The sequence below is a fragment of the Thiohalobacter thiocyanaticus genome (assembly GCF_003932505.1).
GTDB classification, from domain to species: Bacteria; Pseudomonadota; Gammaproteobacteria; order Thiohalobacterales; family Thiohalobacteraceae; genus Thiohalobacter; species Thiohalobacter thiocyanaticus.
Map to the genome: position 1 here is coordinate 483,179 of NZ_QZMU01000001.1, position 15,032 is coordinate 498,210.

Sequence of the window (15,032 nt, forward strand, 5' to 3'; positions counted from 1 at the left end):
CATGGTTTCTGAGTGCCAGCTTTGGGGCGCTAGTAGACTTATATTTTTAGACACTCAACGTTTAAGTACAGCCGCGCAGCATAGCTGCGTCTGATATTACCCCAGTATAATTGACACCCGTCATGCTGCTTCGCTTGCTGCCCAGTCGGGAGTTCTGTAGTTCAGGCCAGAGTGTAAACGCTCGCTATTATAAAAACGAACGTAATCGATAATGTAGGCCGTCGCTTCTTCCAGGGTTTTGAATTTCTGGAAGTAGATCATCTCTGTCTTCAGAGTATGAAAAAATGATTCCATATAGGCGTTGTCCCAGCAGTGTCCTTTTCGGCTCATGCTCACCCGCAACCCAAATGATTCAAGCACCCGACGATATTCCTTTGAGGCGTACTCGCAGCCTTGATCCGAATGAAATATGGTATCAGCTGTCGGTGCATGGGCTTGCACTGCCATCAGGAGCGCCTCTCGAACCAGGGCGGCAGACCGGTCCTTTGCAAAGCTCCAACCGATAATCTGGCGCGTATGCCGATCCATTACCGTGCTCAGATATGACCACTTCCCATCTACGCTGATAAATGTGATATCTCCTACCCAGACCTGGTTCGCACCCGTTGTCGGTTCCCGGTCCAGCAACAAGTTGGTGCTATCCCGAAACAGGTGGTGCCGGTGACGGTGCCGCCGAAAGCGACGCGCCATCTTGGCGGCAATACCATTTTCGCGCATGAGCCGAGCGACGCGGTTACGCCCACATAAAATATCATTCTGGCGCAGCGCCTGGTGCACCCTGGGATAACCGTAGCGGCCCTGGCTCTTACGGTGCACCTGGATGATCTGTTCAAGCAGTGCCTCGTCTTCCACACGGCGTTGGCATTGACCTCGATTGCGCCAAGCATAGAACCCGCCACGGGTAACACCCAACTTCCGGCACAGAGCAGCTACGGAGCTTCGTTTGACATGCTGCTCGATGAACCGGAAGGCATCTACTTTTTTCCCGGGAATACCCTCTCTGCCTTCTAGCACTGCGTTTTCATCCCTGACCTGCCGCAATTCCTTCTCTAACTTCTTGATCTTTTTCTCAGCTTGGAGAAGTTTGTCCCGAGAACGCGCCTCCTGATCATTATTGTCCAATTTCCCCTCCCGCATCTCCTGGCGCCACCGGTAGAGCATAATGGGGTGGATGCTCAGTGCCTCGGCAACGTCGATGGACTGTATATTTGGGTGATTGGTGATCGTAACCGCCGTATGCTTGAATTGAAAATTATAGAATGTGTGCTTTTCTTTCCTTTTCATGTTCCACCTCTTTGATAGCTCAGTTCAAAGAGGTGTCAATTATTTCGGGGCAGGATCAGTCGGGCTGCGGCGCCTTGTTAGGGCGTTTCTCAAGAATCGTAGTCTTCCCAGCCACATTGTTGGCAGGCTCCTATCGCAAACTCACCTGACTCACTGGCACTACCAGACATCACAACCTTTCCCCCGCATTTTGGACAGCCATATTTTTCTGCATAAAAAATATTGTAAGTATCGTTAATAGCGTCTCCCAGAGCCTCAGCAGAATTATCGCCGTAGAGTTTATACGCGGGTTCAACATCAAGTAACTCCCAATCGCTCAAATCTACTGGATCAAGCCTGTCGATATCAAAATTCCAGATGGCCAATCGAACAGATAAAGACTCCCCGGTAAAAGTGTATGGTTCTGCTAGAATCAATGGCCGCTGAAAGGTGATGCGCAGCTTATCTATTAATTCACTCTGAGCCATCTCAGCAACTTTGAGATCGTTGCACAACCTGCTAAAAGAAAGGACCAGTGGTGATAGCGCAGTACGCTCATCGGGAGTTCGTATTGACTTAAGCAAACCTTCGACCTCTTCTCGAGATATGGCGCCTGCTTCTACTTGGCGCGTAAGCTTGGCCAAAATATCGTCTCGCTCAGCCGAGCGCTCGAACTTGCTCTTTTCCTCTATAATCTTTACTTGTTTCTCGCCCCAAATCCCCAGGTAGTACCGGAGCGTTGCTTCATTGAACTGAGTGGCTCGCTTTTTTCTATTGCAGTCATGATGAGACGGAACAAGATTAATTGCGCCATTCAAGCTGAATTCTTTGGGCAGCCCTAGGACACCAATTAACCGAGCAAGCTCAATTTCACTTGTTGAATCAGGAATAAGGTGGTCAATTTCGAGATCACGGTACTTAATCGGATCGCCACAGTATAGGCAGAGTTGATTATTAGCCCTCCAGATTGAAACCCTGGTAGAAATCAGCATGCAAGTTATCACCATAACTCTATGTTAGACGGAAAATGTATTATTTTAAATAGTGAGGATTCGGCCCATCATGTAATACTCACGATGACGTGTATTCTGGTGCATCTTGCTGGGCACATTCATATAAACATACATATATATCAATAGGATACGATTGATTAGCTCACTTCGTCCGAATCGTGATAAGCCGCCAATTCCACCTTCCAAGCGGCTAATTCAGCGACACATTGATGATAGGCTGATTCCCATAGCCTGGTCGCGAAAGGCCGCTATGTGCCGATAACTGACTCTCCTCTTCCCGAATACCAGCGCTCGCCATTTCATAACTGATGTGTTTCCGGCTGAATGGCCGGATTTCCGTTTAATCACATTGTTGATGGGCAGAAAGCAGCCGGACAATTTCGTGTGGTGGGTGTCACTGAACCCGATTGGACCAGCCGCCATCCTGAATCCAGCTGGAGAAGCGCTGATCCGGCAGCGGCTGGCTGACGTGATAGCCCTGCACGGCGTCGCAGCCGAGGGATTCGAGCAGGTTCCAGGCGGTGTCGTTCTCCACGCCTTCGCCCAGTACCTGCAGGCCCAGGTTGTGGCCGAGGTCGATGATGGAGCGCACGATGACGGGGTCGTCTTCGCGCGAGGCGCGCTCGCTCAGGAAGGAGCGGTCGATCTTGAGGGTATTGAGCGGCAGGTGGCGCAGCCGCGAGAGGGAGGAATAGCCGGTGCCGAAATCGTCGATGGCCACGTGCACGCCGAGATCATGCAGCTTGCGCAGCAGTTCGGCGCCCTGGTCCAGGTCCTTCATCAGGGTCTGTTCCGTGACTTCCACTTCCAGGCAGTCGCCGGGGACGCCGGCCTCCTGCAGCGCCCATTCAATGCGCTCCAGCAGCCGCGGGGTCTGGAAGGTGCGGGTGGAAAGGTTGACCGAGACCGGGATGTGGATGCCGGCCTCCTGCCAGGCCTTGCACTGGCGCAGGGCGGTGACCAGCACCCAGTTGGTGATGGGTGCCATCAGGCCGATCTGCTCGGCCATCGCCAGGAAGCCGCCCGGCGGCACCAGGCCCTGCTGCGGATGCCGCCAGCGCAGCAGGGCCTCGGCACCGCACAGTTGATGCGAGGCGATGTCGACCTTGGGCTGGTAATGCAGCTCGAACTCGTTGCGCTCCAGGGCATGACGCAGCTGGGTGGAGAACTGCAGCTGCGCCGTCGAGGCGGCCGCCACACCCGGTTCGTAGAAGGCAAAGCCCAGCTCGTTGCGCTTGGCCTGATACATGGCGATATCGGCATGACTGAGCAGCGTATCGGCATCACTGCCGTGCTGCGGGGCGTGGGCGATGCCGATGGAGGTGCTGAAGTACAGGTGCTCGCCACCGTGGCTGTAGGGCGCCCTGAAGCATTCCAGGATCTTGCCCGCCACCTGTTCGCCGGCCCGGACCGGATCCTCGACCGCCGGCATCAGCACGCCGAACTCGTCCCCGCCCAGCCGGGCCAGGGTATCGGAGTCGCGCAGCACGCCGCACAGGCGTTGAGCCACCTGGCACAGCAGGTCATCGCCGGCCTGGTGGCCCAGGGTGTCGTTGAGCACCTTGAAGTGGTCCAGATCCAGCAGCATCAGCACCACCGACTGGCGTTCATCGCGCCGCGCCTGCGCCAGGGCCTGATTGACCCGATCCTGCCACAGGGTGCGGTTGGCCAGCTCGGTCAGCTCGTCAGTGGTGGCCAGGTGCTCCAGCCGCTCCAGGTTTTCGTGCTGACGGGTGATGTCGTCCAGGATGGCGTCGATGCGCACCACCCGGCGGCGCTGGCGGAAGGGGTACAGGCTGAGCCGGTGCCAGGCCTGTGAGTTGCCACGCCCCTGCAGCCGCACCTCGGCCTCGGCCGGCTGGCCGTCCATGGCCTGCTGCCAGGCGGCCTCGGCCTTGGCGCGGTCGTCTTCGTGGATGGCCATGAGGCAGGGGATCGGGCCCTCGCCCTTGCCGTTGCACAGGACCCTGGCCGGCGGGTTGAGGTATTGCAGGCAGGCGCCGGGCACGTCATAGGACCAGATCAGCTGCGGGATATTGGACAGCAGCTGCTGCATGCGCTCGAGCTCGCCGTTGTGCTGGGTCAGGTCAACCGCGTGCGACTGCTGCAGCCGGTCGAGGTGGCCTTCGATCATCAGGCCCATGAACAGGAATACGCGTTTGACCAACGCGTTCTCCAGGGCACTGCGCTCGTCCGGTTTCAGGCCGGGCATCTCGCCGATCAGTTTCAGCAGGTGATTGAGATAGAGCCGGTAGGCGCCGATCAGCCAGACCGGCTTGACGCCGCGCTGCTGGTGCAGGTGACCGATGCGGATGAGATCCCCGTCCTCCAGCGGCCCGATGATGCGCAGCAGCTGATTGAGCTGGCTGCGCACCAGGTCGCCGACATCGCCGCCGTCGTTCTCATAGCTGTACAGAACGTCGGCGATGCTGGGATTGTCGAACAGATAGTTGTAGTAGGATTCGGCGAACTGTGCCGCGCCCTGGCTCAGCAGGGTCTGATAACGGGCGAGCACTTCCGACTCTGCGCTGTCCATCTGCAGCACATAGTAGAAGTCCTTGCGAAGTTCGCGTTCCCGGGTACCGGCTTGTTCATTCGGGATGGTATGCGTATTCGCGGTTTTGTTACGCTGCCTTCTGCCTCCGGCCATCGTCCTGTCTTTCCAGGCTGTTCTTATTATGAGTACGCGTAAGTTAGCCATTTATTCCATTGTGCACACTGTCGGCCTTCCGACAACCAAATGCATTCTGCAACAAAAAGTTAGGCGAACAGATCAAGCATGCCATCAGGCAATTGTGTAATCTTTGCCGACACTCCCTGCAGCCCCTCCTCGCCATCGACGGTTTCACCCAGACCGGCCATGAACTGCTGCTGTTGCGCCTGGGCCGTATCCCGGTCCTGTTCGGCGAAGGAACGGTCGGAGACGTTCACATCGACCAGATCGACGCCATTGGCATTGAACATCTCACGCAGCCGCGGCAGCGCGGATTCCAGCGCATCGCGTGTCAGTGCGTGCTGAGCGGTGAAGTTGACCTGCGCCTGCGACTGGCCCGAATCATTGTTCAGTGATACGCGCACCTCGATCGGACCGAGCTGCGGCGGATTGAGTTTGATCTCCGCACCCTGCAGTTTCTGGTTGGTCATCCACATCACCTTCTCGCTCAGGGCATCACCCCACTGCGGATGCTGCATGGGCAGCGGGATCTGGGTGGTGGGCAGGGCCGGCTGGCTGCCGGCGGGATTGGGCTGGGCGGTCTGCGCCATGCCCTGTCCGGGCGTGGCGTGGCTGAACATCGCCTCGGTGGAGGCCAGCCGCTGTAGGCCGGCGGCATCCGGATTGCGCGCGGCCAGCTGGGCCAGCTGGGCGGCAGCGGTCTCGGCGCGCTGCTCACCGCCGCGGGCCATGAACTGGCGGAACAGATCCGCCGACAGCTCGCCATCCTGCAGGCTATCCTGGACAGCCTGAGCGAGCGGAGGCTGGCTGCCGCCCTGGGTCAGCATCCGGGCGGTATCCGGCAGCTGCCGGGCTGTATCGGCCTTCAGCGCCTGACCCGAGGCGGCGGCCTCGCCTGATCTGCCGGGCGCGGCATCGAGCAGCATCTGGGCCAGCGCCAGCGGTGAGACCTCGGTCTGCTCTAGACTGTCGGCATCGCCGTCCGCGCCGTCGGTATTCAGCAGGGCCGCCAGTCCGGCCTCCTCCCGGGCCTGCTGCGCCTCGGCGGCCTCGGCGCGGGCCTGATCGGCGCCGCCTTCGGCCGGCAAGGTCTTGCCCGTCCCGGCCTCCCCCGGCTGGCCCCCATTTGCCGCCCGGCCTTGCCGGGCCTCGGCTGTGCGGCTTTCACCGCCGGCCTTGTCGCTGTCCATACGCTTGTTCAGCTCGCTGGAAAAACTCGGGGATTTGCTATCGGAATCAGCACTTTCCGACTGCCTCGCCGGGCCCTGGCCGGAGGCCTTGGCAGGGACGGGCTGAACCTTGACGGGGCTTACCGGCAGTTCGGCCATGTTCGGTCTCCTTGGTTAATCAAACCTTGCACCCTCCATGGAGCAAGCAGCGTGCCAACCGGTAAGAATCAAGAGCGCCACGGAATACACGGAAAGGTTTCAACCCAGAAGCTTTGGTTTCATCGCCGGGCGCGCAGCGCCCTGGCGATGACAAACAAAACTTCCGTGCTTTCCGTGTATTCCGTGGCGCTCTTGAACTTCAGGACCGGTCCCTGTCCTTGTTGCGCTGATGCCGCTGCAGGGCGAACTCGTCGCTCTCGGTCTGGTCCCGGCGCTCCTGCGCCTGGTTCTCTTCCTCGCGGTAACGGTCGGCCACCTTGTCCAGGGCCTGGGCGCGGGTGCGCGAGGCCAGCCAGTGCTGGCGCTGCTGTTCACAGGCCTGCTCGCTCTGACTGATGCGCTGACGCTGCTGATCGATGGCCTGGTTGAGGCGGGCGAGAAAGACGCGATAATCCTGCAGGCGTGCCACCGACAGTCCGGTGTTGCCGGCATTCTCGAACTGGCGGGCATATTCGTCCCGGTACTGGATCAGCTGATCCAGCTGCTGGCGCTGCTGTTCCAGTTCGCGCTGGGCGGCACCGAGCCGCCGGGCCTGTTCCTGTTCCCGGCGTTCGGCCACGTCCACGACCGGTTTGATGCGTTTGGAGCGGGTCATCGAATCTTATTCGTTGTTTGTGATTCATGCAGGATGGGTAAAGCGTAGCGTAACCCATCGCTGCGCGGCCAGGCGATGGGTTACGCTACGCTTTACCCATCCTGCACCAGGAAGCTACTGGGTCGTGGCCAGGGCCTTGCCCAGCAGCTGCTCCAGATCATCCAGGCTCTCCACCAGCGAGACGCGCTCGTTCATGCCCTGACGCAGGAACTGCATCAGCCGCGGCTGGTAGTGAATCGCCTCGTCCACCCGCGGATCGGAGCCCTTCTGGTAGGCACCGACATTGATCAGATCGCGGTTGCGCTGATAGGTGGAATAGAGCTGCTTGAAGCGGCGCGCCGTCTGCATGTGGGTATCGTCGGTGATCTCGGTCATGGCGCGGCTGATCGAGGCCTCGATGTCGATGGCCGGATAATGGCCTGACTCGCCCAGCTCGCGCGACAGCACGATGTGGCCGTCGAGGATGGCGCGGGCGGCGTCGGCGATGGGGTCATTCTGGTCATCGCCCTCGGCCAGCACAGTGTAAAACGCTGTTATGGAGCCGCCGCCGGGCCTGCCGTTGCCGGCGCGCTCGACCAGCTGCGGCAGCTTGGCGAACACCGAGGGCGGATAACCCTTGGTGGCCGGCGGCTCGCCGATGGCCAGGGCGATCTCGCGCTGGGCCTGGGCGAAACGGGTCAGCGAGTCCATCAGCAACAGTACCTGCATGCCCTGATCACGGTAGTACTCGGCGATGCTGGTGGCGAGCATGGCGCCGTGCATGCGCATCAGCGGCGAGGTGTCGGCCGGCGTGGCCACCACCACCGAGCGGGCCAGGCCCTCCTCGCCCAGGTTGTTCTGCACGAATTCCACCACCTCGCGACCGCGTTCGCCGATCAGCCCCACCACGATGACATCGGCATGTGTAGCGCGTCATCATGCTCAGCAGCACGCTCTTGCCCACTCCGGAACCGGCGAACAGGCCCATGCGCTGGCCGCGGCCGACGGTAAGCAGGGAGTTGATGGAGCGCACGCCCACGTCCAGCGGCTCGCGGATGGGCGCGCGCCCCCAGCGGGTTGATCAGCCGCCCGGTGATGGGTGTACGTTCCTCGGCCTGCAGCGGGCCCCGCCCGTCCAGCGGCCGGCCGGCGCCGTCCAGCACCCGCCCGAGCAGATGCGGACCCACCGGTGCCTCGCAGGCGCGGTTGGTCGGGATCACCCGGGCATTGGGCGCCAGGCCCTGCAGGTCACCGATGGGCATGAGATAGAGTTTCTCGCCGGCGAAGCCGACCACTTCGGCCTCGATCTCGCTGCCGTCAGGGTTGACGATCAGACAGCGTCCGCCGATGGCGGTCTGGCAGCCGACCGCCTCAAGGGTGAGCCCCACCATGCGGGTCAACCGGCCCTCGACCACCAGCGGCACCGGTTCGGCCAGACGTTCGCCGTAGCGGCCCAGGCGCTGCTGCCACAGCGGGTTGCGGTTGGGATCGAGGCTGGCCACGCTCATGTCACTGCTCCGCGTCGTCGGCGCGTTCGCCGCCCAGCAGGCGGGAGATCACGGCATTGAGCCGGTTCTCCACCGTGGCGTCGATCTGGGAGGTATCCGAGATCACCTTGCAGCCGCCGCGGGCGATCACCGGGTCCTCGACCACCTTCCAGGCCTGTTCCTCGCTGTTCATTGACAGGTTGGTGCGCACCAGTTCGGCATCCTCGGGATGCAGCAGCAGGCGCACGTTGGTCGCCGCCAGCGGCAGCAGCGCCATGGCCTCGCGGATCACCGCCAGGATCTCGCCCGGCTCGGTCCTGAGTTCGCGCCGGATCAGCTGGCGGGCGATCAGCACCACCAGGTCGACCAACTCCTGCTCCACCGTCTCGTCCAGCTGCTCCAGGGGCCGGGCCAGGGTCTGCATCAGGTGATTGAGTTCATGCACCCGGGCGCGGATTTCCTTCTGCCCGGCGGCCAGGCCTTCCCTGCGGCCCTGCGCGAAGCCCTCGGCCCGCGCCTCGCGCTGCAGCTCCTCGAGCTGGCGTGCGGTCATGTGGCTGGCGGCATCGTCGCGGGCCTGCGGATCGGAGATATCCGGCAGGGTCCAGTCGTCGATCCCGTGGAGTTGTTCGCTGGGAATGACCTTTGTGTTCATGAGCTGACGCCTGTCATAGTATCCACTTCGTCATTGCGATGCCCAGACCCGAAGGGTGGGGTACCCATAATGAAGCCCGTAGGGATTCTATGGGCGAAGCGCGGCAATCTGTAACCGGATGCCTCTGCATTACGAGATTGCCGCGGCGCTGCGCGCCTCGCAATGACGTAAAATTCCTGAACCGGGATGTCAGGCTCATCACACATATTCCTCCGCCCCCTTGCCGCCGAGGGTGATGTCGCCGGCCTCGGCCATGCGCCGGGCGATGGCGAGGATTTCCTTCTGCGCGGTCTCGACTTCGCTGACGCGCACCGGGCCCTTGGCCTCCAGGTCGTCGCGCAGCATCTCGGAGGCGCGCTTGGACATGTTCTTGAAGATCTTCTCCTTGACCCCTTCGTCGGCACCCTTGAGCGCGAGATCAGCGTCTCGGAGGAGACCTCGCGCAGCAGCGCCTGCACGCCCATGTCGTCGACATCGACCAGGTTGTCGAAGACGAACATCAGGTCCTGGATCTGCTGGCCCAACTCGGCGTCGGCGTCCTTGATCATGTCCATGATCTCGGCCTCCATCGAGCTGTCGATGAAATTGAGGATATCGGCGGTGGACTTCACGCCGCCGACGCCGGAGGACTGGATGCTGTTCTGGTTGCCGCTGAACTGGCGCTCCATGATTTCGTCCAGCTCCTGCAGCGCGGCCGGCTGAATGCCGTCCAAGGTGGCGATGCGCAGCAGCACGTCCACCCGCATGCGCTCGGGCAGGAATCCCACCACCTCGGCGGCGTGGTCCGAATCCAGGTAGGACAGCACGATGGCCATGATCTGCGGATGCTCCAGCCGGATCAGTTCGGCCACGGCACGCGCATCCATCCACTTCAGCGCCTCCAGTCCCTTGGTATTGTGGCCGAGCAGGATGCGGTCGACCATGGTCCCGGCCTTGTCCTCGCCGAGGGCGTCGACCAGCACCTTGCGGATGTACTCCTCCGAGCCCACGCCCAGGTTGGTCTGGTTGTCGTAGGTCTCCATGAAATCGCCCAGCACGTGCTCGACCTGCTCGCGCGAGACATTGGTCATGGTCGCCATGGCCGCGCCGACGCGCTGGACCTCCTTGGGGCCCATGTGCTTGAGCACCTGCGAGGCGTTCTCCTCGCCCAGCGACATCAGAAAGATCGCGGCGCGCTCGGCGCCGTTGAGCCTGGCCGGTGTATTGTCAGCCATCGTCCTTCACCCAGTTCTTGACCACCTGTGCCACCCGCTTGGGATCCTGCGAGACCAGATTGCGGGCGTTACCCATCTGCTCCTCGTAGGCCTGGGCCGGCCGCGGCAGTGCGCCCTGCCCGGCCGCGGCCGCCAGGGCCTCGGGGTTGTTCATATCCGCGCCCTCCATCGCCGGCACCATGCCCTGCTGATCATGGCGGCCGCGGTCGGCCAGGCTGCGCATGATCGGGCGCAGCACACCGAAGAAGAAGATCAGCACCACCAGGACGCCGGCGGTCTGCTTGAGCGCATCCCACACCCAGGCCTGCTCCCACAGCGAGGGCTCGGGCAGGGGCTCGGGCGCCGGCGCCTGCTGGAAGGCGGCGTTGATCACCTGCACGCTGTCGCCGCGGCGGGCATCGAAGCCCACCGCCTCGCGCACCAGGGTGGTGAACTTGTCCAGTTCCTCCTGGCTCCAGGGCTCGCTTGTGGCCGAGCCGTCCGGACCCGGCACCCGCTTGTCGTCGATCACCACGGCAATGGACAGCTGGCGGATGGTGCCGGTGGCCAGCCTGGTGTGACTGATGGTCTTGTCCAGCTCGTAATTGCGGGTGCTGCGCCGGCTGCTGTTGGACTGAGTCAGCCCCGCGCCCTCGGCCTGCGGCCCCGGCGGCGTATTGGCCAGGGTGCCGGGCACGCCGGCAGCGGCCCCGCCCGCGCCCATCTGCTCCTCGCTGACCTGCTCGCTGCGCAGTGCCGGCAGGTCCGGGTTGTAGGTCTCCTCGGTGCGCTCGGTCTGGCTGAAGTCCAGCTCCGCGGCCACCTGGGCGCGCACCCCGTTGTTGCCCACCATCGGTTCGAGCAGGCTGAGGATGCGCTTGGTGTAGGTTTCCTCCAGTTTCCGGTTATAGGAGAACTGGGTACTGGTCATGCCGAACTCCGAGGACTGCTGGGAGTTGAGCAGATTGCCGTTCTGGTCGACCACGGTGACATTGTCGGGATTCAGGTGCGGCACACTGGAAGCGACCAGGTGCACCACCGAAGCGACCTGGCCCTCGTTCAGGCTGCGGCCGGAATACATGTGCACCACCACCGAAGCGGTGGGCGGCTCCTGGCGGCGCACGAACACGCTGCGCTTGGGCAGGGCCAGATGCACCCGTGCCTCCTTGACGTTGCGCAACGCGGCCACGGTGCGGGAAAGCTCGCCTTCCAGGGCGTGCTGGTAGCGGGCGTTCTCGATGAACTGGCTGGTACCGAAACCCTGATCCTCCTTGAGCAGCTCGAAACCGGCCACGCCGGATTCGGGCAGGCCTTCGGCGGCCAGCTTGAGGCGCGCATTGTGCACCTCGCCGGCGGGCACCATCAGCGCGCCGCTGCCCTGGTCGAGCTTGTGCGGGATGCCGTTCTGCTGCAGGGCATCCATCACCTGGGTGACATCACGCTCAGCCAGATTGCTGTAGAGCACGGTATAGGTCGGGGTGCGCAACCAGAAGAAGGCGGCGACCCCGACCGCCACGCCCGCGGCCAGCACCACCATGAAGGCCATCTGGCGCCAGGCGGGCAGGCCGGCGAAGCCGGAATTCGATGCAGCGGGTACCAATGCCATTGTCGTCGTCGCTCTGTTGTCAGGTTCGGGGTTCCGTCATTGCGAGCGCAGCGTGGCAATCTCGTAATTCGGGCTCTGCCGGTTGGAGATTGCCGCGGCGCTACGCGCCTCGCAATAACGAATCAAATTTAAATCAGCCACTCAGGTTCATGATCTGCTGGTAGGCCTCGACCAGCTTGTTACGCACTTGCGTCATGGCCTCGAAGGACACGCTGGCCTTCTGCATGGCGATCATGACGTCGCTCAGGTTTGTGTTGGGGTCGCCGGTCACGAAGGCCTTCGACATGTCGCCCGAGGTCTGCTGATACTGGTTCACGGTGTCGATGGACTGTTTGAGCATGGCGGAAAAGTCCACGCCCTGCCCGCCTTCGGCGGCCTCCGGCCCGGCCGCGGCCTCGGCGCCACCGGTCGCACCGGCCTGGCTGGCCTGGGCCATGACCCGCATCTGGTTGAGCAGCTGGTTGACGTCGATCTCACTCATGTCCTGTTACTCCGCAACGGATCGCAAGGTTCAATTTTCCCGGCATCGGGCCCGGAATGATGCAGAAACCGGGCCAGCTTCAACCCGGGATGGGGATGCCGGCATCCCGCATCCGGGCCAGTTTGTAGCGCAGGGTGCGCGGACTGATGCCCAACTGCTCGGCGGCGGCCTTGCGGCTGCCGGCAGCCTCCAGCGCCTCGATGATCAGCCGGTGCTCGCGGTTGCGCAGTTCCTCCTTCAGGTCCTCCTCGGCAGCGACCGGCGCGGCCGCGGCGGCGGTCTGACGCTCCGTCCCCGGCGGTGCCTGGATACCGGCCGAGACGGTCATCTGCTCGGCCTCGAAGTGCAGCTCTGCGGCCTCGATGCAGTCGCCGCGCATCAGGATGATGGCGCGCTGCAGCACGTTTTCCAGCTCGCGCACATTGCCCGGCCACTGATAGGCCAGCAGCTGCTGCTCCGCGTCCGGGCACAGTGTCGGCACACTCCGGCCGGCCGGGGTGTGACGCTCCAGCAGGCGCTGGGCGATGGGCAGGATGTCGCGCGGCCGCTCGCGCAGCGGCAGCAGGTGCAGGGGAAAGACGTTGAGCCGGTAGAACAGGTCCTCGCGGAAGCGACCGGCGGCGACCTCCTCACGCATGACCCGGTTGGAGGTGGCCAGCACCCGCACGTCGAGCTCGATGGGGTGCTTGCCGCCGAGGCGTTCGACCTCGCGCTCCTGCAGCACCCGCAGCAGCTTGGCCTGCAGGCCCAGGTCCATCTCCGAGATCTCGTCCAGCAGCAGGGTGCCGCCGCGGGCCTGTTCGAACTTGCCCGGGCGGGCCTGGTAGGCGCCGGTAAAGGCGCCCTTCTCGTAACCGAACAGCACCGCTTCCAGCATGTTCTCGGGGATGGCCGCGCAGTTGATGGCGACGAAGGGGCCGTCACGGCGCGGTGACTGTTCGTGCACGTAGCGGGCGAAGACCTCCTTGCCGGTGCCGGACTCGCCGGTGATCATCACGGTGGCGTCGGTATTGGCCACCCGCTCGGCCAGGCCGAGCAGTTCGCGGGTGCGTGCCTCCTGGGCCACCACGCCGTCGTCGGGCCGGGCAGCCTCGGGCAGATAGCGCCGCACCAGTTCCACCAGGGCCGCGGCATCGAAGGGCTTGAGCAGATAATCCGCAGCACCGGCGCGCATGGCCTCGACCGCCTTCTGCACCGTGCCATAGGCCGTCATCAGCACCACCGGCAGAGCCGGCTGGCTGCCGCGGATCCGCTCCAGCAGCTGCTGGCCGTCCAGCTCCGGCATGTTCACGTCGCTGACGACCATCCCCACGGATTCGCGCTCCAGCAGTTCCAGCGCCGCCCGGCCGTCACCGACCGGCGCGGCCCGGTAGCCGGCCACCGCCAGGGTGTCGCACAGGGCGTCGCGCAGGGCGGGATCATCCTCGACGATCATTACCGTGGCTTCATTCATGCTTGGACTCCTTGGGTGTTGTCGTCCGCACCGGCCGCGGTGCTGGGCAGGGCGCCGGCCAGCGGCGCCGGCGGCAGACGCAGGCTGAAGGTGGTACCGGAACCGGCTTCGGACTGGACGCTGATCTCGCCGCGGTGGGCCTCGACAGTGGCCCTGACCACGGCCAGACCCAGTCCGGTGCCGCCGGAGCGGGTGGTGAAGAAGGGTTCGAAGATGTGTTCGCGCAGCTCGGCGGGAATGCCCGGGCCGTTGTCGCTGATGCGGATCAGCACCGCGCCATCGGCCAGGCTTTCGGCCTTCACCCGGATAACAGGTATCTGCACCGCGGCCTGCAGGGCATTGATGACCAGGTTGGACAGGGCCCCCACCAGTGCGGTCTCGTCGCCCTGGACCGGCACCTCGGGATCGTCGCAGTCGCAGTGCCAGTCGACCGGGGCCAGCTGCGGCTCCAGTGTCTGTTCCAACGCGGCCAGCAGGTGTCCGAGCGGGATGGCCCCGGCCTCCCCGCCCTGGCCGCCGCGGGCGAAGACCAGCATATCGTTGACCATGCGTTCCAGGTGTCGCAGGCGCTCGACAATCCGGCCACCCAGCAGTTGCGGCCGGGTATCGGCGCCATCCATCCCGGTCAGCTGCGAGGCATACAGCAGGGCGGCAGACAGCGGGGTGCGCAGCTGGTGCGCCAGCCCTGCCAGCATCTCGCCCATGGCCGACAGCCGCTGCTGGCGATTGAGCGCCTCGGTCAGGCGGCGGGTCTCGGTGATTTCGTTGATCAGCAGGATACGGCCGGCGGCGGCATCCAGCGGCCGGTCGGAGATACGGATCCAGCGCCCGTCGTGCAGGCGGATGTCGTGGCCGTCGCTGCCGGCGGTATCGAAGCAACGCCGGCGAACACTGTCCCAGTCCGTACCCACCAGGTCATCGCCCAGCAGTGCCTGCGCCATGGGATTGCATTCGCTGATGCGGCCGTCGGCGTCCAGCACCAGCACTCCGCCCGGCAGGGCATCGATCAGGGTCTCCAGCCGGTCGGCCAGTTGCAGCCGCTCGGAGCGGCTGGCGGCCAGTTCGCGGTTCAGTCCAGCCACCTGCTGTTCCAGCTCACGGTAGCTGTGCTCCAGCGCCGACGACATGCGGTTGAAGGCCTGGAAGGCCTCCTGGAGCTGTTGCGGGTCGGGTTGTGTGGATGCTGCGGCCATGTGCTGTCCGTTCGACGTTGTGCCGAAGCGATTGCAACATGCATGCCTGAAA

At 63.3% G+C, this 15,032-nt stretch carries 10 protein-coding genes and 2 pseudogenes; all 12 read right to left on the reverse strand.

What is annotated here, in order from left to right:
• Positions 1-120: 120 nt before the first annotated feature.
• The gene (locus D6C00_RS02320; protein WP_125180129.1) at positions 121-1,284 is read right to left on the reverse strand and encodes an IS3 family transposase; all 1,164 of its coding nucleotides are present in this window, start codon (positions 1,282-1,284) and stop codon (positions 121-123) included.
• 89 nt (positions 1,285-1,373) lie between these two features.
• Entirely contained in the window at positions 1,374-2,255 is an 882-nt protein-coding gene (locus tag D6C00_RS02325) for an HNH endonuclease (protein ID WP_158675255.1), read from the reverse strand.
• Between the two features lie 415 nt (positions 2,256-2,670).
• Positions 2,671-4,926: a putative bifunctional diguanylate cyclase/phosphodiesterase gene (locus D6C00_RS02330; RefSeq protein WP_158675256.1), complete on the reverse strand. Its 2,256-nt coding sequence runs from the start codon at positions 4,924-4,926 to the stop codon at positions 2,671-2,673.
• 110 nt (positions 4,927-5,036) lie between these two features.
• Positions 5,037-6,278 carry a flagellar hook-length control protein FliK gene (locus tag D6C00_RS02335; protein WP_125180132.1) on the reverse strand — a complete coding sequence of 414 codons (1,242 nt, stop codon included), beginning with the start codon at positions 6,276-6,278 and terminating at the stop codon, positions 5,037-5,039.
• 199 nt (positions 6,279-6,477) lie between these two features.
• Positions 6,478-6,933 carry a flagellar export protein FliJ gene (gene fliJ / locus D6C00_RS02340; protein ID WP_125180133.1) on the reverse strand — a complete coding sequence of 152 codons (456 nt, stop codon included), beginning with the start codon at positions 6,931-6,933 and terminating at the stop codon, positions 6,478-6,480.
• Positions 6,934-7,047: 114 nt separating this feature from the next.
• Positions 7,048-8,420, reverse strand: a pseudogene (gene fliI, locus D6C00_RS02345) (flagellar protein export ATPase FliI).
• Position 8,421: 1 nt separating this feature from the next.
• Complete coding sequence (locus D6C00_RS02350; RefSeq protein ID WP_125180134.1) at positions 8,422-9,054, reverse strand: flagellar assembly protein FliH; 633 nt, start codon at positions 9,052-9,054, stop codon at positions 8,422-8,424.
• Between the two features lie 198 nt (positions 9,055-9,252).
• Positions 9,253-10,268: pseudogene (fliG, locus tag D6C00_RS02355) on the reverse strand (flagellar motor switch protein FliG).
• Entirely contained in the window at positions 10,261-11,853 is a 1,593-nt protein-coding gene (gene fliF / locus D6C00_RS02360) for a flagellar basal-body MS-ring/collar protein FliF (protein ID WP_125180135.1), read from the reverse strand. Before fliF ends, fliG begins: the two are co-directional and overlap by 8 nt.
• 133 nt (positions 11,854-11,986) lie before the next feature.
• Positions 11,987-12,334 carry a flagellar hook-basal body complex protein FliE gene (fliE, locus tag D6C00_RS02365; protein ID WP_125180136.1) on the reverse strand — a complete coding sequence of 116 codons (348 nt, stop codon included), beginning with the start codon at positions 12,332-12,334 and terminating at the stop codon, positions 11,987-11,989.
• Between the two features lie 79 nt (positions 12,335-12,413).
• On the reverse strand, positions 12,414-13,787 hold the full coding sequence (locus D6C00_RS02370) for a sigma-54-dependent transcriptional regulator (protein WP_125180137.1): 1,374 nt from the start codon (positions 13,785-13,787) through the stop codon (positions 12,414-12,416).
• On the reverse strand, positions 13,784-14,980 hold the full coding sequence (locus tag D6C00_RS02375) for a sensor histidine kinase (protein ID WP_125180138.1): 1,197 nt from the start codon (positions 14,978-14,980) through the stop codon (positions 13,784-13,786). Before D6C00_RS02375 ends, D6C00_RS02370 begins: the two co-directional genes overlap by 4 nt.
• Positions 14,981-15,032: the final 52 nt, after the last annotated feature.

Bases quoted from the DNA above. Each gene is read 5' to 3' on its own strand.
- fliF (WP_125180135.1), bottom strand. From the start codon at position 11,853: ATGGCATTGGTACCCGCTGCATCGAATTCCGGCTTCGCCGGCCTGCCC.
- D6C00_RS02325 (WP_158675255.1), bottom strand. From the start codon at position 2,255: ATGCTGATTTCTACCAGGGTTTCAATCTGGAGGGCTAATAATCAACTC.
- D6C00_RS02370 (WP_125180137.1), bottom strand. From the start codon at position 13,787: ATGAATGAAGCCACGGTAATGATCGTCGAGGATGATCCCGCCCTGCGC.
- D6C00_RS02350 (WP_125180134.1), bottom strand. From the start codon at position 9,054: ATGAACACAAAGGTCATTCCCAGCGAACAACTCCACGGGATCGACGAC.
- D6C00_RS02375 (WP_125180138.1), bottom strand. From the start codon at position 14,980: ATGGCCGCAGCATCCACACAACCCGACCCGCAACAGCTCCAGGAGGCC.
- fliE (WP_125180136.1), bottom strand. From the start codon at position 12,334: ATGAGTGAGATCGACGTCAACCAGCTGCTCAACCAGATGCGGGTCATG.
- D6C00_RS02320 (WP_125180129.1), bottom strand. From the start codon at position 1,284: ATGAAAAGGAAAGAAAAGCACACATTCTATAATTTTCAATTCAAGCAT.
- D6C00_RS02335 (WP_125180132.1), bottom strand. From the start codon at position 6,278: ATGGCCGAACTGCCGGTAAGCCCCGTCAAGGTTCAGCCCGTCCCTGCC.
- D6C00_RS02330 (WP_158675256.1), bottom strand. From the start codon at position 4,926: ATGGCCGGAGGCAGAAGGCAGCGTAACAAAACCGCGAATACGCATACC.
- fliJ (WP_125180133.1), bottom strand. From the start codon at position 6,933: ATGACCCGCTCCAAACGCATCAAACCGGTCGTGGACGTGGCCGAACGC.